The sequence below is a fragment of the Methylobacter luteus IMV-B-3098 genome, from assembly GCF_000427625.1.
GTDB lineage: Bacteria > Pseudomonadota > Gammaproteobacteria > Methylococcales > Methylomonadaceae > Methylobacter > Methylobacter luteus.
Map to the genome: position 1 here is coordinate 2182020 of NZ_KE386569.1, position 25927 is coordinate 2207946.

The 25927-nt window shown below is 54.0% G+C and carries 22 protein-coding genes; 12 read left to right on the forward strand and 10 right to left on the reverse strand.

Annotated elements, in window-relative coordinates; translation table 11 throughout:
* Window positions 1-24: 24 nt before the first annotated feature.
* Complete coding sequence (gene uvrB / locus METLU_RS0112005; protein WP_027158420.1) at window positions 25-2031, reverse strand: excinuclease ABC subunit UvrB; 2007 nt, start codon at window positions 2029-2031, stop codon at window positions 25-27.
* 108 nt (window positions 2032-2139) lie between these two features.
* On the opposite strand from uvrB, the gene METLU_RS0112010 reads away from it, so the two are divergent.
* Window positions 2140-3321, forward strand: a complete 1182-nt coding sequence (locus tag METLU_RS0112010) for a pyridoxal phosphate-dependent aminotransferase (RefSeq protein ID WP_027158421.1) — start codon at window positions 2140-2142, stop codon at window positions 3319-3321.
* Between the two features lie 168 nt (window positions 3322-3489).
* On the opposite strand, the gene METLU_RS0112015 is transcribed toward METLU_RS0112010, so the two are convergent.
* The 6 genes from METLU_RS0112015 to METLU_RS0112040 form a co-directional block, all read right to left on the reverse strand.
* On the reverse strand, window positions 3490-4125 hold the full coding sequence (locus METLU_RS0112015; RefSeq protein ID WP_155920542.1) for a hypothetical protein: 636 nt from the start codon (window positions 4123-4125) through the stop codon (window positions 3490-3492).
* 126 nt (window positions 4126-4251) lie between these two features.
* Window positions 4252-4803 (reverse strand): hypothetical protein, encoded by a 552-nt coding sequence (locus METLU_RS0112020; RefSeq protein ID WP_027158423.1) that lies wholly within the window; start codon window positions 4801-4803, stop codon window positions 4252-4254.
* A 553-nt stretch (window positions 4804-5356) separates the two neighbouring features.
* The gene (gene chrA, locus METLU_RS0112025) at window positions 5357-6709 is read right to left on the reverse strand and encodes a chromate efflux transporter (RefSeq protein WP_027158424.1); all 1353 of its coding nucleotides are present in this window, start codon (window positions 6707-6709) and stop codon (window positions 5357-5359) included.
* A 69-nt stretch (window positions 6710-6778) separates the two neighbouring features.
* A complete protein-coding gene (locus METLU_RS0112030; protein WP_027158425.1) occupies window positions 6779-7219 on the reverse strand; it encodes a VOC family protein in 441 nt (146 codons plus the stop codon).
* Window positions 7220-7266: 47 nt separating this feature from the next.
* Window positions 7267-8133: an ion transporter gene (locus tag METLU_RS0112035; RefSeq protein ID WP_027158426.1), complete on the reverse strand. Its 867-nt coding sequence runs from the start codon at window positions 8131-8133 to the stop codon at window positions 7267-7269.
* Between the two features lie 7 nt (window positions 8134-8140).
* Entirely contained in the window at window positions 8141-8698 is a 558-nt protein-coding gene (locus tag METLU_RS0112040) for a DNA-3-methyladenine glycosylase I (RefSeq protein ID WP_027158427.1), read from the reverse strand.
* Window positions 8699-8847: 149 nt separating this feature from the next.
* On the opposite strand from METLU_RS0112040, the gene METLU_RS0112045 reads away from it, so the two are divergent.
* On the forward strand, window positions 8848-10383 hold the full coding sequence (locus tag METLU_RS0112045) for a thymidine phosphorylase family protein (protein WP_027158428.1): 1536 nt from the start codon (window positions 8848-8850) through the stop codon (window positions 10381-10383).
* A 14-nt stretch (window positions 10384-10397) separates the two neighbouring features.
* Window positions 10398-11273: a ribose-phosphate diphosphokinase gene (locus METLU_RS0112050; RefSeq protein ID WP_027158429.1), complete on the forward strand. Its 876-nt coding sequence runs from the start codon at window positions 10398-10400 to the stop codon at window positions 11271-11273.
* Window positions 11274-11442: 169 nt separating this feature from the next.
* On the opposite strand, the gene METLU_RS0112055 is transcribed toward METLU_RS0112050, so the two are convergent.
* The 3 genes from METLU_RS0112055 to METLU_RS0112065 all read right to left on the reverse strand — a co-directional run bounded on the left by METLU_RS0112055 (window position 11443) and on the right by METLU_RS0112065 (window position 12864).
* A complete protein-coding gene (locus tag METLU_RS0112055; RefSeq protein WP_027158430.1) occupies window positions 11443-11832 on the reverse strand; it encodes a VOC family protein in 390 nt (129 codons plus the stop codon).
* Window positions 11833-11894: 62 nt separating this feature from the next.
* Window positions 11895-12386, reverse strand: a complete 492-nt coding sequence (locus tag METLU_RS0112060; protein ID WP_027158431.1) for a macro domain-containing protein — start codon at window positions 12384-12386, stop codon at window positions 11895-11897.
* An 82-nt stretch (window positions 12387-12468) separates the two neighbouring features.
* A complete protein-coding gene (locus tag METLU_RS0112065) occupies window positions 12469-12864 on the reverse strand; it encodes a hypothetical protein (RefSeq protein ID WP_027158432.1) in 396 nt (131 codons plus the stop codon).
* Between the two features lie 225 nt (window positions 12865-13089).
* Between METLU_RS0112065 and METLU_RS0112070 the strand changes: the two genes are divergently transcribed.
* The 9 genes from METLU_RS0112070 (at window position 13090) to METLU_RS25230 (ending at window position 25857) form a co-directional block, all read left to right on the forward strand.
* The gene (locus METLU_RS0112070; RefSeq protein ID WP_027158433.1) at window positions 13090-14166 is read left to right on the forward strand and encodes a calcium/sodium antiporter; all 1077 of its coding nucleotides are present in this window, start codon (window positions 13090-13092) and stop codon (window positions 14164-14166) included.
* Window positions 14167-14981: 815 nt separating this feature from the next.
* Entirely contained in the window at window positions 14982-15926 is a 945-nt protein-coding gene (locus tag METLU_RS0112075; protein ID WP_027158434.1) for a type II secretion system protein, read from the forward strand.
* A gap of 441 nt (window positions 15927-16367) precedes the next feature.
* Complete coding sequence (locus tag METLU_RS0112080) at window positions 16368-17762, forward strand: hypothetical protein (RefSeq protein ID WP_027158435.1); 1395 nt, start codon at window positions 16368-16370, stop codon at window positions 17760-17762.
* Between the two features lie 7 nt (window positions 17763-17769).
* Window positions 17770-18462, forward strand: coding sequence for a hypothetical protein (locus tag METLU_RS0112085; protein ID WP_155920543.1), 693 nt, complete (start codon window positions 17770-17772; stop codon window positions 18460-18462).
* Window positions 18463-18631: 169 nt separating this feature from the next.
* Window positions 18632-20419 carry an ATPase, T2SS/T4P/T4SS family gene (locus tag METLU_RS0112090; protein ID WP_036243079.1) on the forward strand — a complete coding sequence of 596 codons (1788 nt, stop codon included), beginning with the start codon at window positions 18632-18634 and terminating at the stop codon, window positions 20417-20419.
* A gap of 49 nt (window positions 20420-20468) precedes the next feature.
* Window positions 20469-21689 (forward strand): type II secretion system F family protein, encoded by a 1221-nt coding sequence (locus METLU_RS0112095; protein WP_027158438.1) that lies wholly within the window; start codon window positions 20469-20471, stop codon window positions 21687-21689.
* Window positions 21686-22222, forward strand: coding sequence for a hypothetical protein (locus tag METLU_RS0112100; RefSeq protein WP_027158439.1), 537 nt, complete (start codon window positions 21686-21688; stop codon window positions 22220-22222). Before METLU_RS0112095 ends, METLU_RS0112100 begins: the two co-directional genes overlap by 4 nt.
* Before the next feature lie 28 nt (window positions 22223-22250).
* A complete protein-coding gene (locus METLU_RS0112105; protein ID WP_231383594.1) occupies window positions 22251-24668 on the forward strand; it encodes a DUF3438 family protein in 2418 nt (805 codons plus the stop codon).
* A 94-nt stretch (window positions 24669-24762) separates the two neighbouring features.
* Window positions 24763-25857: a hypothetical protein gene (locus METLU_RS25230; RefSeq protein WP_051299893.1), complete on the forward strand. Its 1095-nt coding sequence runs from the start codon at window positions 24763-24765 to the stop codon at window positions 25855-25857.
* Window positions 25858-25927 lie beyond the last annotated feature (70 nt).

Here is a 25927-nt window from a genome sequence, read left to right on the forward strand (position 1 = left end):
GACAGAATTTTATTATGCAACTTTTTAAACTAACATTTCCTCCTGGAGCGCCTTAATTTCATCGCGGATTTTTGCCGCCTGCTCAAATTCAAGGTTCTTGGCGTGCTGATACATAACCTCTTCCAACTGCTTCATCTTTTTGCCCAGTTGCTTAGGCGTCATAACCTTATAATCCGCCGCCAGCTCTGCGACCTTTCTCTTCTCGCCACCGAACGAGATGCCGGCGCCGGGAATCGACGTCTGCATGATATCGGTCACGGATTTGTAAACAGTGGCCGGCTCTATATGATGCTCGGCATTGAAGCGGCGCTGTTTTTCACGGCGGCGGTCGGTTTCATCGATCGCCTGCTGCATGGATTTGGTCATGCGATCGGCATACAGAATAGCCTTGCCGTGGACGTTTCTGGCGGCGCGACCGATGGTTTGCACTAACGATACGACCGAACGCAAAAAACCTTCCTTGTCGGCATCCAGAATGGCAACCAGGGATACTTCCGGGATATCCAGTCCCTCGCGCAACAAATTGATGCCGACCAATACATCAAACTGCCCCAGGCGCAAGTCCCGGATAATCTCGACACGCTCCACCGTATCGATGTCGGAATGCAGATAGCGCACACGCACGCCGTGTTCCAGGTAATATTCGGTCAGATCTTCGGCCATCCTTTTAGTCAGCGTCGTCACCAGCACGCGCTCCTTTAACTCAATGCGCAAGTTGATTTCCGACAGCAAATCGTCAACCTGCGTGGTGGCCGGGCGCACTTCTACTTCAGGATCAAGCAACCCGGTCGGCCTGACCACCTGTTCGGCGAATACGCCGGAGTGTGCTTTTTCGTAGGGACCGGGCGTTGCCGATATATAGATGCGCTGCGGCGATTTCGCCTCGAATTCTTCAAACATCAACGGTCGATTATCGAGCGCTGAAGGCAATCTGAAGCCGTATTCTACCAGCGTTTCCTTGCGTGAGCGGTCACCTCTATACATTGCGCCGATCTGCGGCACCGTGACATGACTTTCATCGATAATGACCAGCGCGTCAGTCGGCAGATAATCAAACATAGTCGGCGGTGATTCGCCGGGGCCTCTGCCCGACAAATGACGCGAATAGTTTTCGATGCCGGAGCAATAGCCGACCTCCAGTATCATCTCAATATCGAATAATGTCCTTTGCTCCAGCCGTTGCGCTTCGACCAGCTTGTTTAACGAGCGCAGTTGCTCCAGGCGCTCTTTGAGCTCGATCTTGATCGCATCGACGGCGGATAACAATTGCTCGCGCGGCGTGACGTAATGATTTTTCGGATAGACCGTATAGCGCGCCACGCGGCGTAAGACTTCGCCAGTCAGCGGATCGAACAGTGACAGACGCTCAACTTCATCATCAAACAATTCAACGCGCAAGGCTTCCTGATCGGATTCGGCAGGGAAAATATCGATGATTTCGCCGCGCACGCGGTACGTAGAACGACGCAGTTCCACATCATTACGCGTATACTGCATTTCTGCCAGACGGCGCAAAATGGCACGTTGATCAATCATATCGCCCTTGACCAAATGCAAGACCATTTTGAAATACGATTCCGGCTCACCCAAGCCATAAATCGCTGACACAGTCGCGACCACAATTGTATCTTGCCGCTCGATCAGTGCTTTGGTGGCAGACAGGCGCATTTGCTCGATATGCTCGTTCAGCGAGGCATCCTTATCAATAAATGTGTCTGAAGCTGGCACATAGGCTTCTGGTTGGTAATAGTCATAATACGAGACAAAATATTCGACGCTGTTTTCGGGAAAGAACTCTTTCATTTCGCCGTATAATTGCGCCGCTAGCGTTTTATTCGGCGCCATAATCATGGCAGGTCGCTGGACCTCGTTGATCACATTCGCGATCGTAAAAGTCTTGCCGGAACCCGTGACGCCCAACAGTGTCTGGTGGACTTCTCCGTCATTCAAGCCTTCAACGATCCGCCTTATGGCTGTCGGCTGATCGCCGGCTGGTTTGAATCGACTTTGAATTTTAAATTGTTTTTTCACTCAATACTTCTCAAGAAATTAATCATTTTTAATAGCGGACTATTAGCAAGCCATTATACATAGAGTATAATTCTCGTTATTTTTGACATTGATTTTACACGGCGGAATATGAGCATCAAACTATCTGATAGAGTGCAAGCAGTTAAACCCTCTCCTACTCTGGCCATTACCGCCAGAGCTGCGGAAATGCGCGCTGCAGGCAGAGATATTATTGGCCTAGGTGCAGGCGAACCGGATTTCGATACGCCGGATCACATCAAAGCAGCCGCGGTCAATGCACTAGACAACGGTTTTACCAAATATACTGCAGTGGATGGCATTCCAAGCTTAAAAAAAGCCATTATCAATAAGTTTAAAAACGACAACGGCCTCGATTACCAGCCCAAGCAGATCCTGGTTTCCTGTGGCGGCAAGCAAAGCTCGTACAATCTGGTTCAAGCACTGATCAATCCCGGCGATGAAGTCATTATTCCGGCACCGTTTTGGGTCTCTTATCCTGACATGGTGCTGCTAGGAGACGGCGTGCCGGTCATTATTGAAACCACACAGGCACAGCAATTTAAAATCTCGCCGCAACAGTTGCGCGCGGCCATCACCGACAAGACCCGGTTAATGTTCATCAACAGCCCGTCCAATCCGTCCGGTATCGCCTACACGCTGGATGAACTGAAAGCCATCGGCGATGTGCTCAAGGACTTCCCGAACATTATTATCGCCACTGACGATATGTATGAGCATATCCTCTGGGAAAAAGGCACGTTCGTTAATATCCTGAATGCGCACCCTGAACTGTACGATCGTACTGTCGTCATGAACGGCGTCTCGAAGGCCTACTCGATGACCGGCTGGCGTATCGGCTATGCCGCAGGACCCGTCGACCTGATCGCTGCCATGTGCACGATCCAGTCGCAAAGCACTTCCAACCCGACCTCGATTTCGCAAGTCGCCGCCGAAGCGGCCTTGAGCGGCGATCAATCGTTTATCGACGACATGCGTATCGAGTTCAAAAAGCGCCATGACTTCGTTGTCGCGGAATTCAATAAAATGGACGGCATCGATTGCATAGGCACAGACGGCACGTTTTATGTATTCCCGAATGTAGAAAAGCTGATTGCGAAACTCGACAACATCAATGATGATCTTGAGTTTGCCGAATACCTGATCGAACAGGCTGGCGTCGCGCTGGTTCCCGGTTCCGCGTTCGGCTGCCCCGGCCATATCCGCATCTCCATTGCCACCAGCATGGCCAATCTGGAAAATGCCCTGGAGCGGATCAGAAACGCCATCTGAAAAATTAATTCATGTTAATACCTGTTAGGGCGACTGCATAAGCGCAGTCGCCTTTTTTTATACCGAACCCATATGGATTAAACAGATTTAGCGTCAATCAGCTTCGGTTAAACCCAGAATAACAGATGCTTATACTGGACAAGCGAATCGATTAACTTCCCAATTCAGTCATCTATGCGTCGATCGATCACCGACTACGCTCCAGTTCGAACCTATCGGCCTTTCCTCCTGCACATCAAACCCCAAAACACCGAGCCACCGAGTCACCATCAGGTTGGAATTATGCCAAAGTGTGTAGGGTTCAGGGTGCGGCACAAAGTCCAGATCCATTTTCGCATTGTAGACCCGCGATGCCAGCCCCGCGTTGAACAAATTATCCAAATCGTCACGCAATCGGCTCGCATCCGATGCTTCTGCATGCAGTTCGAATAGCTGCTCGATTCCTATGCGTATCAGGCTGCGTACGTTTGCTGCGGTCTGCGGACCCGGCAATTCGCGGCGGCCCAGCGCTCCCGGAGTCTTTCTGAACAAAGCCTTAAAGCCAGTAAACAGATCAGTCTGACCCAGGGCGTAATACCGCCAATCGCCGTAGGAATATCGTACCAACCCTCCGTTTTCGCCGGGGAGCACAAGACTGGAATGATGCCCATGATCCAGCAGAAACACGGACACGGGTTCACTCAGTTGCCGTGGCGGCGCCACACGCGTCGCACACCCGCTCATCAGTCCTATCGACAGTACGAAGATCAGGCAAATTGCAAAACGACATTGCAGATGCAAACAAGCGGCTTGTATTCTCATCACGCTAAACGATTATTCCAGCAGAACATACGTCTTCTGAAGAATCCTTCTTTATCGTTTAGCATCTAACCCAGAGAATGGCGTATTTCAATAGGAAAACTACTGATAATCCATTTGAGACCAGATAGCCTAAAGCCCTCCGCCATTTGCCTGACTGTAAAGATTGTTAAACAGGCGGATTACGACAGCGATCATGGTTTGAGTGGGCTTGATGGCCGGAACCCGGCTAGGGCTTTCCGAGGCATAATCATCGATCACTTCATTCATGAGCTTGACCAACCCTATCTGAGGAGTATCCTCGACTGCCCGACTTGCGAATCTATCCTGCAGCTTGGCTCTGATCTTGTCATCCATAGGATTTTCCCTGATCAACGATTGCAGTTCCGCGTCCAGAAGCAGCGCCTGCTTTGCCGCCCAGTCAAAATCCATGTCATTTTGAGAAGGCAGAGGACCGAAGGCTTTTTGAAAAACGCAAAGCACATCGAAACACAGGTCCATGAACAAATAAGACATGTCCTGGTTTTCCCTGGCAATAATCGGCGGAAATATGCCGAAAATGGTCTGGGCGAGCGCGGTCTGATCAAGCTGGAATTGCTCAAGCATTTTCCTGCCCGTGTCCTCGTCAATGCTCTTGGCATATTCCAGGGCTTGGTAGAGTTCTTGGTTGGTAAGTTCTTGCATAGTCACCTCAATCATTCATAGCTTGCCGGACCGCTCCATGGAATCCGGCAAAAAATGAACGAATCATATCAGCCAAAGCTAGAGAAAGCTTTCAATTTCTCGAAAGCGCGCGCTCTGAAAATCAAATGATGTTAAGGACAGTCTTTAAAACTGATTCAGGTTAAGAATTTGCCGTAATCGGTAATGAACAAACGCTTAATGTGGGCTTTCAGCACGAACAAAAATAGTTGCCTCAGTTGAACACGCTGTCGCCATCGCAGGCATTAACCAGCACAGGACGGTATCAGGGCAATGAAAAAGGACAGGCTCAGCAAGCAGATCTTAAAAAGACGGTTTTGTGTATCCATGCAGCAGGTTTTCACTTAAGTCTTAAGCGTCACCACATCCATCAAGCTGCTCAACCTGAAGACGAGGACCGGTTGCCAAATTTGTGACAGGCCTCGCAGTTTATGCATGAAAAATATTGCCTGTCGACTAAAATCACCCGGTTGTACTCAGCATTTTAAGAGCCTTGTTTAATAAGCCAAGATAAAAAATCGGCCTATTTTTATCATTACAAAAGCACTAAGGAATGAACCAACCCTATGACGGCACAAGCGGCAATTACCGAAACGATGCCGACTTTAAACCGGAACAAGGCGATAAAAGCGCTAGCCCCGATCAGGCACGATAGCCAATCGAATGCACCATCCAAGCCCTGTGGCCATAACACATGGTAGGCGAAAAAACAGGCGAGATTGACGATGACGCCGACAACAGCCGCGGTAATGCCGGTTAACGGAGCCGTGAACTTCATATCATGACGTGTCGCTTCCACGGAAGGTCCGCCCAGAAAAATAAGCAGAAAGGAAGGCAAAAAAGTGAATAGCGTCGCGATCGCCGCTCCGGCCATGCCTGCCCATGGCAGCAATTCCGGACCGAAAATTTCCTTGGTCCAGCCGCCGACAAAGCCAACGAATGCAACAACCATGATCAAAGGCCCCGGCGTAGTCTCGCCCAAGGCCAGCCCATCTATCATCTGCGTACCGGTCAGCCAGGCATATTGCTCGACACCGCCCTGATAGACATAAGGTAGCACGGCATAGGCACCGCCGAAGGTCAGCAAGGCCGCCTTGGTGAAAAACCAGCTCATTTGCGTCAACGTGCCTGTCCAGCCATAGCTTGCGGCCAATGCAGCGATCATAGCTCCCCATATTAAAAGCCCCGTGCAGGCAAACAGCAGGAGCCGGGGCCACTTAAAGCGCATATGATCCGGTATGGGCGTATCATCATCGATCAGAGCGGGACCATACGACTTGTGTGCAGCGGCATGATGGCCGCCCGCCTTGAACGAGTCGGGCGCTATGCGCGAACCCAGATAGCCGATCAGTCCGGCCGCGCCGACGATCAGAGGGAAAGGCACATCGGCGGCGAAGATCGCGACAAATGCCAGCAGGGCAATGGCACGCAGGACATTGTTCCTGAGCGCGCGACTGCCGATCCGGTGCGCGGCAACGGCAACAATGGCCGTCACGGCCGGCTTGATGCCGTACAGAATGCCGGCCACGGCCGGCACATCGCCGAACGCCAGATAAATCCAGGTCAACGCGCACAAAATGAATAGCGACGGCAAAACAAACAGCGCGCCGGCCGCGATGCCTCCCCAGACGCCGTGCATCAGCCAGCCGATATACGTTGCCAGCTGCTGCGCTTCAGGGCCCGGCAGCACCATCGTGTAATTCAAGGCGTGCAGAAAACGGTGCTCCGATATCCACCGGCGCTTTTCGACCAGCTCCTGGTGCATCATGCTGATTTGTCCGGCCGGGCCGCCGAAACTGATAAAACCCAACTTAAGCCAGTAAAAAAAAGCTTCCCGAAAAGAGACGGGCAACGGCCGCTCACTGACTGTTTCTGAAATAATGGACATAGGAAAATTTGATCGCCGCGGTCTGAATTTCAGCTGCGGACCCTAGGATTATGTACCGGAAATTTCATATTACCAGCTGCCTGTGTTTTGCATGGAAAACCATGGCTCTTCAGGAGCCAGCGCATGGCCTTTTTGCAACAATTCGATGGAGATGTTGTCGGGTGAACGCACGAATGCCATATGGCCGTCACGCGGCGGACGGTTAATCGGCACCCCCGCATCCATCAGTTTCCGGCAGGTTTCGTAAATATTGTCGACTTCAAACGCCAGATGACCGAAATTGCGCCCGCCGTCATAGTCCTCGGCATCCCAGTTATAGGTCAGTTCGATCAGCGGCGCATGGTTCTTGGCGGCCAGTTCGGCATCGCGCGGCGCGTGCAGATAAACCAGCGTATAACGGCCGTTGTCGTTGTCTATCCGGCTGGATTCGACCAGCCCCAGCTTGTTGCAGTAGAAATCGAGCGATTCGTCCAGGTCATGGACCCGGACCATGGTATGTAGATAACGCATAGCAATGATCTCCTTCTAAATGGATTAAACGGCTTGGGCCATGCTACCTAATCTTCCAAGGCGTGGCCGCAGTATTTGCAATAATCGGCATCGAAATCATGTCCTGTCTGACCGCAATCGGGACAGGCGTCATTCCTGACTTTTCTAGCCGTGTACGTTCTGATCAACTCGGCGCTATAAATGCCGGTAGGCACCGCGATAATGCCATAACCCATGATCATGATTGTCGAAGCGAACACTTGACCCAGCGGCGTCTGCGGCGAAATATCGCCATAACCGACCGTCGTCAGTGTCACGATAGCCCAATAGACCGATGTCGGAATACTGGTAAAGCCCGCTTCCCTGCTTTCCACGGCATACACCAATGAGCCGAACACAATCGCGAGCATAAACACGGAGTAAAGAAACACCATGATTTTACGCGAGCTTTTGCTTAATGCCGTCATCATGATTTCGGCTTCGTCCATGTAGGCCGATAGCTTGAGAATACGAAAAACCCGCAGCAGCCGTAAAATGCGTATAGCGAGCATGGCCTGAGCGCCCGGAAACAGCAGGATCAGATAGCTGGGCAATATCGAGATCAGATCGACCAGGCCAAAGAAACTCTTGAAATACAGCCAGGGCCGTCTCACGCTGGTCAAGCGCAGCCCGTACTCCAGTGTAAAAAGCAAGGTAAACATCCATTCAATAATATACAAGGTTTGCGCGTACTGATTTTGGACCGTTTCAACGCTGTCAAGCATGACCACAATCACACTGAGCACGATGCTGATGCTCAAACCGATATCGAACGCCCTGCCCATGGGGGTCTCGGAGCCGAAAATAACCGTATTGAGCGATTCCCGCCACGGCGACAGCGCTTCGCCGACATTGTAATGATGATAGGTTGTTCTTGATGCTTTTCGTGCACGCATGAATTTTTTAGATTTGTCCGTATCTGAAACAATCGATCGTATGATCATTGACCATGCCGACAGCCTGCATATAGGCATAGCAGATTGTGCTGCCCACGAATTTAAAGCCTCGCCGTCTTAAATCCTTGCTCATTGAATCGGATGCCGGCGTCGTCACGGGGATTTGGGCCGCGCTTTTCCAGGCATTGCGCACAGGCCGGCCGTCAACAAATTGCCAGATATACTCATCGAATGCGCCGAACTCCTGCCGGACCTTTAAAAACGCCTGAGCATTGCTGACAGCGGCATGCACCTTCAGTTTGTTCCTGACGATTTCCGGGTTGCTCAATAGCGTATCGATTTTTATAGCGTCATAGCCGGCCATCGCCTCGGCATCAAAATCATCGAAAGCATTTCTATAGCCGGCGCGTTTTTTCAAAATCGTGGCCCAACTCAAGCCGGCCTGCGCGCCTTCCAGTATCAGAAATTCAAAAAGCAGCCGGTCGTCATGCACAGCGACGCCCCATTCAAGATCATGGTATTGTTCTTCCAGGGGGCCTGCCAGTGCCCATGCACATTTTTCCATGTATGTTCCCCAAAATTAAAAGGCAAAGTAAAGCGCATGATAGGACTTGGCCGGAGCCTATGCAAATCCCGAATCCGATCATTCGTTTGTTGACATTAGCCAGCCCAGATCGCATCATCGACCCCACTATCTGACTGAACAGTTGATCCATGAGTACCGATACCTTACAAATACGCCGTATCGCCATCGATACCTATCACGAAAACGTCGCCTATATGCATCGCGAATGCGGCATTTACCGCGCTGAAGGGTTCCAGGCTCTGTCCAAAATCCTGGTCAGCACGGATGGCGCCAAGGTGGTTGCCGTGCTCAATGTCGTCGACGATTCATCGATCGTGCTGCCGGACCAACTGGGCTTATCCGAGCAGGCGTTCGCGCAACTGAATGTCGCCGCAGGCAGCCTCGTAACAGTTGATCATGCCGAACATCCCAAATCCATGGATGCGGTGCGCCGCAAGATCAATGGCGAGCGGCTCGATCAGGATGACTTCATCGGCATTACCACCGATATCGCCGCAGCCCGCTATTCGAAAATGGAAATGGCCGCCTTTCTGGTCGCAACGGGGCAAAATAATCTGGACCGCGACGAACTGTTCTACCTGACCCGCGCCATGCTGCAATCAGGCGAAAAAATCAACTGGCAGGAACCGCTGGTCGCCGACAAGCACTGCATCGGCGGCATTCCCGGCAACCGCACCTCGATGCTGGTCGTGCCGATTGTCGCCGCGCATGGCATGCTGATTCCGAAGACATCCAGCCGCGCCATCACCTCGCCGGCCGGCACGGCCGATACCATGGAAGTGCTGGCCGAAGTCAATCTGTCGCCCGATCAGATGCATGAAATCGTGCGCCAGGAACGCGGTTGCCTGGCCTGGGGCGGAACGGCCAGACTGGCGCCGGTCGATGACATGCTGATTTCCGTCGAACGCCCGCTGGGCATCGATTCGCAAGGGCAAATGGTGGCCTCGATCCTGTCCAAGAAGCTCGCCGCCGGCTCCACGCATCTGCTGATCGATATTCCCGTCGGCCCCACGGCCAAAGTCCGGCACATGCGACAGGCCCTGGCCCTGCGCAAATTGTTTGAATTCGTCGGCGACCGCCTCGATATCCATCTGGAAGTCATGATTACAGACGGCCGCCAGCCGATAGGCCGCGGCATAGGTCCGGTGCTGGAAGCCCGGGATGTCATGCAGGTATTGCAGAATGATCCTGATGCGGCGACGGATCTGCGCCAGAAAGCCCTGCAACTGGCCGGCCGGATTATTGAATTCGACCCCGACGTGCGCGGCGGCCAGGGCTACGCCATCGCCCGCGATATACTGGAATCCGGCCGGGCCTGGGCCAAGATGAACGCGCTGATTCAGGCGCAAGGTCCCAAACAGATCGACCTGCGTGTCGGAAAGCTGTGTCATGAAGTCTATGCCGACCGCGACGGCTTCATTACCAATATCGACAACTTCCAGATGGCCAAAATCGCGAGCCTTGCCGGCGCCCCCATGCTGAAAAGAGCCGGGGTCGACTTGTTTAAGAAACTGGGCAATGCAGTAAAAAAAGGCGATGTTTTATACCGCATCCATGCCGAATTCCCTGCCGATTTCACCTTCGCCAAGAATCTGTCCACGCAGAATAACGGCTATACCATTGGCGATGACGAACTGGCCCTTACGTCGCTGATCGCCTTCTAATCCGGAATCCAACCATGATCATACTCGCCTTCCCCGATTATCTGAGCCAGGCACAACGGCTTGCCATTCGCCTGAATGCCGAACTGGCCGAAGTCACGGTACACCACTTCCCCGACAGCGAGAGCTTTGTTCAGTTGCCGTCGCCATTGCCGGAACACGTTATCGTTTGCCGCAGCCTCAATCAGCCCAACGGCAAACTGATCGAACTGCTGCTGTGCGCCTCCACGGCCCGCGAACTGGGCGTCAAACGCCTGACCCTCGTCGCGCCTTACTTGAGTTATATGCGTCAGGATTTCGCCAACCAACCCGGCGTGGCGGTCAGTCAACGCATCATCGGCAAGATGCTGGCCGGCCTGTTTGATGACGTGCTGACCGTCGACCCGCACCTGCACCGCATCTCATCACTGGCTCAAGCAATCCCGATCAAAAACGCGATCAGCCTGACCGCGGCCGATGAGATCGGCCGCTTCCTGAAGAAGCAACTCGATTACGCCGTACTGCTGGGGCCGGACAGCGAATCGGAACAATGGGTCGCCGCCATCGCGCGGCAAATCGGCTTCGACTATGCGATCGCGCATAAAGAGCGACTGGGTGATAAACACGTTGAAATGACCTTGCCGGCAAACAACTACGACAACAAGCCCGTCGTCATCATAGACGACATGGCCAGCACCGGCAGAACGCTGACCAAGGCGGCCCGATTGCTGAAGGAGGCCGGCGCCAGCAATATCTATGTCGCCGTCACGCATCCGCTGTTCTGTGGCGACGCCGAAACCCACATCCTCGAAGCCGGCATCAAAGCTATCTGGAGCACGGACAGCATCGATCATCCGACATCCTGTATAAACCTCGACGCCTTGCTGGCCGATGCGATCAAAGCGATTATTTAACGGGAATTGGCAGGGTACGCACTGCGTACCTTTTGGGGCTACAAAGCTTCCGTAGGTGCGAATTCACTTGTGCCCTTTGGGTATTCGCACTGAATGACAGTGACACGACGTTTTAATAATAGCAGACGTTCCTCGGGTCGAATTAATTCGACCCTACGGCAGGCGCCAATTAATGCGCGACATCAGGGTCCTGAATCAGCTCCACGGCATTGCCGTCCGGGTCGCGGCAAAACAGGGCCGGCCGGCCCGACCTGCTCAAAGTATACTTAATGCCCTGCTGCTCCAGCTTGCGCCGAGCGGCCTGGAAATCATTGACCAGAAAAGCGGTATGGCGATCCAGACCGCCGTGTTCAGGCGCTATTCTGCCCTGATCGGGATTGGGCAGTTCGATCAGATGAAGCTGCTGCACGCCAAGCTGCATCCAGGCGCCCGGAAACGGCAGATTAGGTCGCTCGCAGGTTGTCAGGCCCAGCACTCCGCTGTAAAACGCCAGTGATTTCGCCGTATCGGCCACAATAATACTGACGTGATGAATTTTTAATTGAATAGTTTCAGGCAAGATAATCTTCTCTTTTATGGTCTAAGGTATTTTGTGCCGGTAAACTTCTTAGCAGCACTGTTTCAAACTATCGGTTCATGGGCTTGCTGGCCGGCATGATAGGCCGTATAGACATACACCGGAATATCAAGTTCGCCCAGACTGTTCTCGATAAGCGGCCAGACGTCGTCCCAGTCCAGATCGCCCGTGCCTGTCGCCAGTCGCGGCAGGGCGATCGATGTTATTTTTTCTTTTGAAATGATTTTCACCAGGGCATCCAGGGCATGCTTCACATTGCCGAGCGTCGCCTTGCCGAAATGATGTTCGGGAGAATCCACGTTTTCCTGCGTGATCAGATGGATGATACGGGCATTATCGGGTCCGACCCACAGCCACGCCTCGCCGGGCCTGGTATTGTGCTGATGGCACCAGCGCTCGAAATCCTTCCGCATGGTTGGATGCCGGGTGTGCAGCGCCAGCGCCAGGCCTTTGTCCATCGGATCATTGAGACCTACGCCATGTGCCATGGCATGTGCCTTGCTCAACAAAATATCACCTTCGACTTGATATATCATAATACCCTCTCATGGTTCTTTATTGTTATACAACGCCTGGAGGCAATGGACATCAGTCCTGTCTATAGGCCAGCCTTAAGCGCTAATAGTTGTCACAGACATGACCTTGTTTTTTATCGCCGTAATCTTTTGCAAGATTCATTTGCGGCATTGTCTGGACCATCTCCTCGCCGCATTTTTTCATGGCTTGCATGCCTTCATCATTCATTATCTCCTTCCCATAGGCCATGGCCCGTTCCTGGGCGCCATCGCGATCGCCGCTTTTGCACAAGGCTGAAATCTCGGCTTGCAAAGCCTCGCCCTGTTTAGCCATTTTTTCCATGACCGCCGGATCGATTTGGCTGACACAAGCCTGCATCTTCTGGGCCTGTTCCATCATTTTCTGCATCTGTTCTTCAGTCATGTTAGGGTACTGGGCATGGACGGCAATGGGCATCAAAGCCAATAGTGCCAAGTGGCGTAAGATATTTTTATTCACGTAATTGTCCTATTGATTAAATTCAGCGGATTGTGCGGGATTATCATAGCGCTTTCCGGTCCGATTTTCCTCTATCAGATCAATTTTGGCACGGTATTCAGGCTAAAAATGAATGCCCGGTAACGGGCGGCGCCAAATTATATTTTTCCTCACAACGTGCGGCGTAAAAACTTTCGACTATTGAGTAATATCAAATACTTGCCATGACCCTGGGATTGTAAACATATGAGCATTGCCATCCAGTTGATTGCCGGTTTTTTCTGCCTCGTGGCGGGGGCTGAGTGGCTGGTAAGAGGCGCCTCCAAACTGGCGCTGTCCATTGGAGTCTCACCGCTGGTCATCGGCCTGACCATTGTGGCTTTCGGCACCAGCTCGCCCGAGCTTGCCGTTAATTTGCAGGCGGCTTACCTGGGATCGCCGGACATGGCGGTCGGCAACGTGGTCGGCAGTAATATTTTCAACGTATTGTTCATTCTTGGCCTTTCCGCCCTGCTCAGCCCCCTCGTGGTGTCGAGCCAGTTGATGAGGCTTGATGTTCCGCTGATGATAGGCGTGTCTGTTCTGATGTATGGCCTGAGTCTGAACGGTGCAATCAATCGACTGGAAGGCGGCCTGTTGTTCGCATTGTTAGTGCTCTATACCGTTTTTCTTATTTGGCAGAGCCGCAGGGAAAACCATGCCGCGCGCGAGCTTGAACACCCAATACAGGTTAAACCGGAGCCCTGGTTTAAAGACGTAGTGTGGATCGCGGCCGGGCTTGTTTTATTGGTCATGGGCTCCAGGTGGCTTGTCGAGGGAGCCGTCGCATTGGCACATGCTCTCGGCATCAGCGAGCTGGTCATAGGATTGACCATCGTCTCGATAGGCACCTCCCTGCCGGAACTGGCCACGTCGGTGGTAGCCGCCCTGAAAGGCGAACGCGACATCGCTGTCGGCAATGTCGTGGGCAGCAATACTTTCAATGTATTATCCGTGCTGGGGTTGAGTTCCATAGTCGCGCCGGCAGGCATCGATGTGTCTCCTGCCGCCCTGAATTTTGACATCCCGGTGATGATCGCCGTCGCTATCGCGTGCCTGCCGGTCTTTTTTACCGGCTTTAGAATCAACCGCTGGGAAGGCTTTTTGTTTATGGCCTATTACGCCGCCTATACCTCGTACCTGATCATGGATTCGATACAGCACGATTCGCTGCCGATATTCAGCAGGATCATGATGACGTTTGTGATGCCTCTGACCGCCGTGACCCTGCTTATCCTGCTGATTCGCCATATTCTGGCCAAAAGAAAGCGGAAGCGTTCCTAATGCTGTGTCCCCATGTCCGGATGGTTATCAAAATTCCGCCATGTAACCCCTGCCAGGCTCCCCTCTTGCATCCGCATGCGCTTGCAAGTACGGTAGGCTGGGTTGGAGCTTTAGCGGAAACCCGGCATAGGCAGCCCCGAAATGCCGGTTTTATCAACCCAGCCTACCACGCATTGCAACTCTGTAGGGTACGCATCGCGTACCTTATTCAATGCCAACAATTTTTAACTTTCAAAAAAGGTACGCGATGCGTACCCTACCAGACTGATCCGCACACATCTACCCTACAAAAAGTGCGGCATTTCACACATTTATTTTTAAGGATAACTCAATAAAAAATAATGTTCTTTGTAATCAACAAATTACAAATACAAGCCGGTCGTATGTCATGCATAACCCCAAAAAAGTGATGCATTTCACACATTTATTCTTAAGGCACGACTCAATCAAAAAAATAATAATTTATTTTTAATTCAATTACTTATAACAAAAACTAAGTCAAATGCCACATACAATCCATAAAAAGTGCGGCATTTCACACAGTTTATTAAATTGCCTTGTATCTAGAAATAATAATTTCTTAGTAATCCGTTGCTTACAACTCTGGCACAGCAATTGCTCTATATGTGCTGACCATACGAGTTAATTCATTCCACGGATGGGCAGAGCCGGGATGGCGAGCTAAAGGAAGTTTGGGAGTGTGGGGGAAAGGTTACCCCCGGTTGGCGGCAGAGGGTCGAGCTCTGCCGCCAACAACTTTGTTAATGGCAACTTTAAATTAATCATTAACTAATAAAAATAGGGAGTAACCCTTCATGAAGCATTATAACAATATGGCTCGCCAGGCGGGTATGACTTTAATTGAATTGACCGTTGTCTTGTTGATCCTGATCGGCTTGGCGGGCTTGCTGGTGCCTTATGTCGGCAGCTTTACCCAGACCACCCATGACAGCACCAACTCCAATAACCTGACGCAGTTGAACAATGCGGTGGGTCGTTACGTAACTGACAAAAATAAACTGCCGCCGCATGTGGACACGTTAATCAACGGTCTGGCTGATGCGGGCAGCGCTGGCGGTGCTTGTACAGGTGCAACAGCAGGCGCAGTCTATTGCGGCTTGGCGAATCCAGGCTTGTTCACCCCAGCGCCTTTTGCTGCTGACTCTATTCAGGCACAATCGCTAGCAGCCTCCGGAATCAACATGGCGGTAGCAAACGATCCTAACGCCCAAAATAAAACGTTTGGCACCAGCACAGGCATGCTTATGCTTGGTGACCCGGCTGGTGGCGCATATTCTGACGGTTCTGCTATATTTGCAGCTGTTCAGGGCGTTGCAGGGGTCGGCGGTATGGTTGGTGGTATGCTTGATTACACAGACTCTACTGAAGCTCATCTAGCACAAGCATTAGGTCGCGACGCTATGGTCTACAGCGACACTTGCTATGATTACATTGCTGTTGGTATTGGCGACAACAATGAATTGATCCAGTCCACGATGGCAGCTGCACCTGTGTACTTCCCTCAAGACGCTCAATTTGGCCCTCAGCAAGCTTACGGCCACTTCATTGCAATCTTGCAGGTAGATGCCGCTAACACCGGTAACGATGCGATCAATACTACCCGCGCGTGCTCCACTATCACCGAACCAGCGAAGTTTTTGGGCATAGTAGCTAACGTGCCAACTACTGAATCAGCTGCCTTGGTTGGTGTAAATACGCTGCTGGCTCAAGGCTGGAACAATAGAGCTGCTGCTAACTAATCCGTAGTCGCTCAGGTTGGGTTGCCATGCCGTCCGGCAGCCCAACCTTAACCTCCAAGGCGGATTAGCGGCCAGCGAATCCGCCATATTTAAAAGCCAGGCAGAACGGGCACACACCTCTCGCGCCCGCTCCGCATCAGCTTAACAGAATGGCCAAAACATCATTGGCCATCTTATCAAACAGAAACAACTCCGCTAACCCGGGCCCTAGGCACCCCATACCGACGCCCGGCGGTTTCCGCAAAGGATGACGGAAAGATACCCAAGGAGATGCCTATCACGGATGACGGATGAAGAGGATACGGATGCCTCCTCATCCACCTCATACCCCTGCATTTTTCATAAGAATGCAGCGGTATGGGCATTAAGACACTTAGCCGTCCCGGCTGTGCGTCTTTAACGCTGTAACGAACCCAAGGTTTTATTTGTAACTGCAAACCTATGAAATTCCCCCTGTTTAAAAAACGCCCGGCCCACAGCGTGCTGTTCATCACCGAGGCTAAAACCTTTCGTGTCGACGTCGATAAGGCGGGCGTACTGATCAACGAAATGGCCACAATAAATGTTAACTGCCCGACGACGGCGAAGCTGGCCGACTGTTTCGGGCAGATCGCCGGCAATGGCAGACCGTTGGGCCGTAAGGTCTGGCTGCTGTATATGCGCCTGCCGATCGCCTTGCTGAGCATCCCCTCCATGCAGGTGGAGGGCGTTGATGAGGCCACACTGCTGCAGGCGTTGCAATTCGAACTGGAAGGGCTGACCGGCCAGTCCGCAATGGACATGCAACTGGCCTATCACCTGCTCAGCAACAAGGATGAAATGAGCACATACTGGGTGAGCCAGATCAATCAGCTGCATTTCGAAGACATCCATAAAGCCGTAAAAAAAACCGGCAGCCAGCTGGGCGGCCTGCTGCACCCTGCCGCCATGCCGCAATCACTGGCCAACCCGGCGCATGAGGACTGGCTGAGAATGGAATGCTGGTCCAACCAGCTGGTCGCGTTGCGGCGCCATCCCGACAGCGGCCTTTCCATGCAGCTATTCTCTTTTGACTATCGCCACTGGCATACGCAACTGGAACAATGGCTGAACGAACAAGGCGCGGCCCCGCACACCGAAACCCTGCTGAACAATAAAATCGAGTTATTGCCTGAAACCGCTTATACGCTGCACTTAGGCAATGCCGAGCGGATACCGGAATGGCTGGCCTTATGGGCCGGCACGCTAGTCAAGAAAACGCCGCCCCCGGTCCCGATGCTGCGCTATCAGTCCAGGCTCAACAAGGATCTGTTGCTGATGGCTTCCGGCGGCTCCGTGGCCGTACTGATCTGTATAGGCCATTTAAGCTGGCATCTGTATCAAACCCGGCATTTCACCCAGGAGTCCGAAGCGCTGAAAAAGGTCGAAACATCGATAACCGCCTTACGCAAATCCATGGGCGGCGATCGCGACAAGCGCGACAAGCTGAAAACAAAACTCGACAAGCTTAAGGCCGACTCGGACACGTTGCCGCAAATGATCAAGGCGCTGCAGCACCGCCCCTCGCGATTGTTGGCCGCCGTTGCCTCGGGCCGTCCCGAAAATCTGGTGCTGGAGGAAATTATCGCCGAAAACGATGACATAAAAATTCGCGGCATCAGTCTGGATGCCGTCTCAACCAACAAACTGGCCGGTTATCTGGAGCTGAAACTGGCGGATCTTGGCTGGGAAATCCTGGCGCCGACCAAAAAGAACATGAACCTGCTTGAAGACGGCGGCCCCTGGGAATTTGAAATCGCCCTGCGCGATAAAGGCATCGAAGGGTTTCATCATGAGCCGGATAAAAAAACGAATTAACGCCTGAATGACTATGACACCCGAACAACAACGAGAGCAACAGCTTAAACGCATCCTGCCGGCGCTGGGCGTGCTGGTGGTTTATTTTGCGATTATCAGCGGCTTTATCACGGAAAAGTCCAAAAAAGCCGAGCAACAATATATGGAGATGTTCAGTAAGGGCATCAACGCGGATTCGATGCCGGGCATGGAACAGGAGAAAAAACGGCTGGAGGAAGAGGTCACCCAGCTTGAACAGGAAAGTAAAGCCCTCCATGCGGCACTGGCGGCTAAAAGCGGTTTTTTATCTCCCGAACGCTCGACCAATGACGCCATAGACCGCATTACCGTTATTTTCGATGACAACCATTTGCAGATACTTGAAGAGATTCCCAATGACCAGTCGGGCGAAAAAAATCTGTCCAAATCACTTCAAAGTACGCGGAACTGGCTCAAGGATCTTCTAACGCCGGAAGAAACCGTCGATCCTAAAGCTAAAGATTCCAAAGCTAAAAAGCCCGTTGCCCCTGACGAGAAAAATCCTAAAGGGATTGCCATAAATATCAGAAATATCCGTTTTTCCGGCACCTATCTGGATACTTACCAGGCTCTGGCGACACTGGCCGATAGCAATATTAAAGCGCTGCCGGTATCGCTGACGATGAAATCCTACGCCAAGGGCACCGGCAAACAGGAGTGGCTATTGAAATTGTGGCTGTAAGCTGTATCGGATATGCGTTTTATGAACACCTGCGGGGGCAGGTTCACTCGCTCATGGCGGGTATTAAAACAAGCGCTTCAGGCGGGCTCCCTGGCTGTACAACTAAATAATAAGCAGACGTAGAGAATGCCAGAGCGCTCTCCACGCGATAAAAAATAACTATAAAAACATGAGACAAAAATCCTCAGAGCTTGAACGGCCTGCTTCCGGGCAAGGAAGCACAGAGCGCCAGCCTGTCAGCGGCTGGCGTGCGACCGTGTTTGTCGAAGACGGCGCCACGGTCAGTCATGCCGATGTCAAGGACGCATCCGAAAGCGGCGCCGGTCTGATTTTTGCGGGCCACGCCGGCCAGATCGATGATAACCAGACCATCACGGTCAGCATCGAGGCACAACACCGGCGTTTTACACGCAAGGCCAGGGTGTGCCGGGTGCAGGCCGAAGGCGATGAACTGCAAGTGGCCGTCGAATACATCGATCACGTCGGCCTCGATCCCCGGACACACCAGCTCGATATCGGCCTGGCGCGCATCGATCCGGCCTGTGCGCTGAAGCTGCCCGCCAATATTGCGCTGCGGCAAAAAGCCCTGCCCTTTATCGAGCTGGACGGCGCCATGCATGTAGTTTGCCAGGATATTGAAAACCCGGCGCTGGCCAACCTGCTGGAACGGCTGCTAAAAATGCCCGTCCAGTTATGGGCCGGCGATGAGGCTTTGCTGGATAAAAAACTCAAGCAGGTCTACGGCGATAACCGCCATCAGGCTCAGGCATCGCCTAAGAGCACCGAGGTCAGTTCCAACGCCGTCAGCACCGGCGACGAGCTGCTTTACGCCGCCTACATGCGCCAGGCTTCCGATATCCATATCGATCCGGGTTTTAACGGCGCGACCATCCGCTTCCGCGTCGACGGCCAGCTGGAGCAGTACAGCCATATCAATGCCAACATTTACACCGAACTGGTCAGCCGCCTGAAAGTCATGGCCTATCTGGATATCGCCGAAAAACGCCAACCCCAGGACGGCCGCTTCTCGCATCAGTTCGTGTCCGGCGGACGGCGCATCGACGTGCGCGTGGCGACCTTGCCGACCAAATACGGCGAACGCGTCACGATGCGTCTTCTGGCCGTACAGACCGACTCGCTGACGCTGGAGCATCTGGGTTTCGATCCGGACCACAGAAACAGGATCGAAGGCTTTCTGCGCCGCATCCAGGGCATGATGATCATGACCGGGCCGACCGGCAGCGGCAAAACCACGACGCTGTACGCAGCCATCCGCATGCTGCTGGAGGAGCGGCACGTCAACATCATCACCATTGAGGACCCGATCGAATACGAAATCGGCGGCGTCGCGCAGGTCGAGGTGGATGCCGCCGACAAGGTGAGTTTCGCCAAAGCCCTGCGCAGCGTGCTGCGTCATGACCCCGATGTGATCATGGTCGGCGAGATCAGAGACAAGGAAACCGCCGATATCGCCATTAAAGCGGCGCTGACAGGGCACATGGTGCTGGGCACGCTGCATACCAACTCGGCCGCGGCGACCGTCACGCGTCTAACCGACATGGGCGTCGAGCCGTATCTGGTCGCGGCCGCGCTGCGGCTTGCCGTGGCCCAGCGTCTGCTCAGGCGCTTGTGCAAATACTGCCGCATCCCCAGGCCAATGACGGAGCTGGAAGCCGTATCGATCAGTCATCCGGAACTGGCCGGCCGGATTATCCATGACCCGTCCGGCTGCATTTATTGCGGAGGCAAAGGCTATGCGGGCCGTATCGGGCTTTACGAATTGCTGGAATTGCGCGAAGACTGGGCGCGCGCCGTTGCCGAAGGCGAAGGCGAAGCCGAGCTGGTGGTAAAAATGCGCGCGTCCGGCATCAAGAGCCTGCTGGACGATGCGGTATCCAAATTGATCGCCGGCGTCACGTCGGTCTACGAAGTCGTCCAGATCGCCTCGTCGTGGTAAAGCCAATGATTGAAAACTTATGCCTGTTTAACAATCCGGCGGTCCGCTAATGCCTGTATTCACCTATCTCGCCCGCGACCGCAGCGGCCAGCAACGCACTGACGCCATCGAAAGCGCGACCCGCGAATCGGCGATTCTGGCATTGCGCGAGCAGGGCCTGCTGCCGCTTAAAATCGAAGAGCTTAAAAAAGACGGCGGCGCCGTCAAATCCTTCAGCCTGAACCCGTTTGCTTACCGCGCGTTCAATGCATCCGACATCGAACATGAATTTCATCAGATCGCGGTCATGTTGCGCAGCGGCATCAGCCTGCTCGATGCCTTGAGCCTGACCCAAAAGTTTTGCCGGCCCGGCGCGCGCGCCACCTGGGAAAGGCTGGCGAAACGCATCCAGCAGGGCAGCTCTTTCAAGGATGCCTTGTCCGAACACAAAGCCTTCAGCGAATTCACGATCCAGTTGATCCACGTCGGCGAACAGACCGGCCATCTGAGCACAGTCCTGGACGAGGCGGCCAAGGAAGTCAAATCCAGCCGCAAACTCAAAAAGCAGATCGTCACGGCCCTGCGCTATCCGGCCTTCACCATGCTGTTCGCGATCGGCCTGGTGATCTTCATGCTGACCAGCATCATTCCCGAGATTAAAAAACTGCTGCAAATCATGGGCAAGCCAATGCCGCCGGTGACGCAGGCGCTGATTAACACCTCCGACTGGGTGCTGGCCAATGGCCTGACCATTGCCGTTCTCGCAATCGCCTCGATAGTCGTTTTTATTGTCCTTTATAACTTGCCGTCCAGCCGCTGGCTGATAGACAAATGGGCGCTGAAACTGCCGATCTTCGGCTATGTCCTGCGCCTGTCCGGCACGGTGCTGTTCTCACGGGCCATGGGCCTGTTGCTGCGCAGCGGCGTGGTCATGGTCGACGCCCTGGAGACGATGGAAAAACTGCATGTCAACAAATACATGGCCAGCCGCATCGCCTTTGCGCGCAGCCGCGTTCTGCAAGGCTCGTCGCTGGCCGATCCGTTGGAAACCGGGTCCGGCTATATGCCCCTGTTACTGCAAATGACGCGCATCGGCGAAAATTCCGGCATGCTCGACGATATCCTGTTTGAAATGACCGAATACCACGATGAACTGCTGCAACAGGCCATCGCCACGCTGACCGGCATGATCGCGCCGCTCATGACCATTTTTGTCGGCGCTCTCGTCGGCTTTGTTTATGCCGCTTTCTTAGTGGCCATGTTTTCCGCTGCGGGAGGAAGCCCTTCATGAAGATGCAATCGCTTAAACGGGCGGCGCTATGGCTGTTGTTTTGCCCTTCCCTGTCTGTCGGGCAAGACAACGCTGCGCCAGGCCTGGCGGCAGACGACCTGTCCGACCCGACTGCCATCAACAGTCAAATCGAGCAACGGTTGCGGCGGTCGCAGGAGCCTGCCGATCAGCACGAGCCGGTCAAGAAAAACAAACTAAAGGATGAGCTGCAGGACCCGACCCGTATGAACGAAAACTTCAGGGATGCGTTAAAACACGTTACCAGCCGTTCCGCTGTAGCGGGCAGCGAAACCACCGTTTCCGCCGCCCCCAACCTGCCCGACATCTCGCTGGCCGCCAGCGCCTGCAACATGCACAAGGGCAAGAACCACGCCATGCTGCGCATTAACGGCAAGACCGAGATGGTGAGCGTCAACGACAGGATTACCTATATCGAGAAAAATCAACTGATAGAAATCCACGTCTTGGAAATACAAAAAGATCATGTGCAGGTAAGGATCACCCCGAGCAACGAGACCATTATTTTACGCTGATGACGATTTGCAGCATGAGAGCGACCTGATGCCGAAATCCTCACGACTGCAACGCCAGAATTCATTATTTATGCCTAAGTTTTTTTCAAAATCCCGTTTTACCGCCGCCGTGCTGGCCTTATCGTTGCTGCAGCCCGCTTTGCCGACAGTTGCGCACGCCAGCCCCGGGCAGGTTATTGAACAGATCGAATTCCGCGACATTACCGTAGGCGACGCCCTGCGCATCCTGTCGGAGCAATCCGACCTGAATATCATCGCCTCCAGGGAAGCCGCCGATATACACGTCACCATGTTCCTGCGCCGCGTGACGTCCATGGAAGTGATCGAAGCCATCGCCAAAACCTACAACCTCTGGTATCAGCGCGACTGGAACTCCAATATCGTGCGCATTTACACGGTCAAGGAATATCGCCTGGAACAGGTCGAATTCAAAAAGGAGGAAACGGAAATCTTCACGATGAAGAACGCCAAGAATGCGCTGGATCTGGCCGAGACCATAAAGAACCTGTTTTCGGAACGCGTCACGTTGAGTTATGGAAAAAACGAGAAGGAACTCATGACGGATCTGTCCCAGCGCTTCCAGCGCTTTAACATGATCGATGGCCGCTCGACCCTGACTTCGGCCCGAGGCGGCTCTGGCGGTGGCGGCGGCACTGGAAGCGGCAATAACTCGACCAGTATCAATGCCGGCAGCGGCGGTTTCTCAGGTAACCGGGTAGGCGTTTCTGTCGAGGGGCAGGAACACAGTAACAGACAGATTGAAATGGACGAGCAGCTGCGGGTCAGCACCGAGATTTTGCGCAAATTCGCCAATGAATCCAAAGACGGCGTACAGGGTCTGATAACTGGAGATGCGGCTCAGAGCAGCGGACTGCTGGATCAGACCATCCGCCACCAGGCGCCGATTTATGTCGGCGTGATCAAGCACCAGAACCGGGTGCTGGTCCGTACCCGCGACCAGGATGCGATGAATGAAATCCGCCAGCTGTACAAGAAACTGGACACCGAAAGCTCGATGCTGCTGATGGAGGTCAAAGTCCTGTCCATCGATTTATCGGACGGCTACAACTCGCTGTTCGATTTCAAGCTCAAAACCAATGACGCCAATTTGTCCACGCTGGATGCCGTCAACAGCATCGGGGCTCAGGAGATTTTCGATACCGGTTTGAGAGCCGCATCGGCGGCTTTCGATCCGTCCCTGCTGGCTACCGTGGTCAGCAATAATTTCGAGGCTCGTCTGCAATTGCTGGAACGGGAGGGCCGGGTCACGGAACTGGCCACGCCCATGCTGATGACCACCAATCAGGAAGTCAGCCGCGTATTTGTCGGCGAGGAAAGGCCCATCATCAGCGGCTATTCAGCATCGTCCACAGTGGCCGGCGGCGTCGGGCTCGGCACGGGAACCGTCGTGCAACAGCCGATTCTGGTCCCTGAAACCGACTTGCGCGCCATTGGCACTACCCTGCTGCTGACGCCCAACATCAATTCGGACAGGACAGTCGGCATCCAGATCCTGGTCGAGCAATCCACCCTGTCGGCCGGCAAAGGCACGATTCCGGTGCAAATCGGCGATAAGCTTCAGGATGCCAATATCGACCTGGTGCAGGAGCGCACGTTCAGCGGCACGATCGTCGCCAGGGATTCGACCGCGGTCGCCGTCGGCGGCCTGATCCAGGAAGCGGCCAGCAGTAGCGAGAAAAAAGTGCCCATACTCGGCGACATCCCGGTGCTGGGCTTCTTTTTCCGGGAAGACGGCCAGTCGCGCACGCGCCGGGAACTGGTCATCATCATCAAGCCGCATATCATGGAAACGCCTACCGAAGCGGCTGGCGTCAGCCACGAGGTGCTTGAGGAAAACAGCATTCATCCGAATGCGCTGGATGCCGGCACACTAGACATCTACTCCAACCCGGACAGGCGCCATAAAGGCTATGTGCTGGATCAGCCGTACAAGGAATACAGCAAACAGGATACCTTCGATAAATACCGTGGCCGCGGCGATTCCAGGGACTTTCCGGCAAACCGCAGGGCGGCAACGGCAGCGGCGGCGGCACCCTCGCCTGCCCAGCAGATTTATGTGGACCTGACCCGCTATGCATCGGAAGCCATCCGGCTGCCGCCCGAGCAGCGCAGGATCGATCCCAGGATCACGCCGGTCAGACTGAGCGAATTCGTGCCGGTCGACCTGACCTACGACTCCAGGATCAAGGCCCTGCCGATTGCCGGCTGGCGCCAGGGAGGGATTTATGTCACGGCCGTGGAACTGCACAATGTCTCGAATGATCGGGTGACGGTCGATTACCGCCACCTGAAAGGCCGCTGGCTGGCTTCCACGATCGAAAACGAAACGCTGGCCGGACAAAGTGACCAGAGCCATGCGACGACCTATCTTTACCTGATTTCCTCCCAGCCGTTCGAGGAAATTGTGACCCGTGCGGCTCACTAGATGCACCGGCAACTCAAGGGAAATCATGGTTAAGAAATGCAACTTGACAGGGATGGCTCCATTACTCGTCTGCTGTCCTTTGGCGGCGCAGGCAATGGGCATCGCATCAAACGCCGCGCCGGACATGAAAATGCATGTGTTTGAAGCCCCTGCCTACGAGCCGCCGCTGACCGACAGGCGCGAAAACGACGGCGGCCGCAACGGGCCGATGCACATGGTCATCTTTACCGAACCGCCCTCCGGCGGGCCTGCAACGACCGAGCGCGGCCAGACCATCGGCCTGGCCACCGACCGCCCGGCCGTCGTCGAAAACGATCAGGAACCGGAGCCTGCACCGGAATTCCAGATGGACTATTACCTTCAAGGCGGCTACCGGCAGGACGATCTGGACTGGACCATCGCCGCGCCGACAGGCTCGCCCGATGTCCTGTCCGAACTGCAATGGCAGGACGTGGAAAGCGCCATGGTTGAAACCGGCATCGATATCACCTATGCCGGTCACTGGCATGCGGAAGGCAAGTTCGCTTACGGCGAGATTGTCGAGGGCCGCAATCAGGATTCCGATTACCTGCTGGACAATCGCCAGGGCGAATTCTCGCGCTCCAACAACGTGAACGACGACGGCGCAACGATCGAAGTCTCAGGCGCGCTCGGCTATCACTTCGACATCGCCGGCAAGCGCTCTGCACCCCGCCTGCGCCTGACGCCCAAAATCGGCTACGCCTTTCACACCCAGCAGTTCAATACGACCAACGGCTTTCAGACCATACCGGCACTGGGCCATTTCGGCGGGTTGGACAGCACTTACGAGGCGACCTTCTTCGGGCCCTGGGGCGGGCTGGAAACACAACTGTTCCTGACCGACCGCCTCTCCCTGCAGGGATCGGTCGAGTATCACTGGGTGGATTACGAAGGCACCGGCAACTGGAACCTGCGCGACGATTTCCAGCATCCCAAAAGTTTTGCGCACGAGGCGGAAGGCGAAGGCATTGTCGCCTCGGCAGGCGGCCGCTACCGCATCAACCCGGCCTGGGGGATAAGCCTGTCGGCCGACTATCAGAAATGGAAAGCCAACAACGGGGGCATCGACACGACCTATTTTTCCGATGGTTATGTCGGCGAAACCCGGTTCAACGGCGTGAACTGGGACTCCTACGGCTTCAATCTGGGCATGGACTACAGGTTTTAACATCGTAAAGCGGGCAGACCGCCTGGCGCGGATATTTCATGACAGCAACCGACAACCGGATACTCAACGG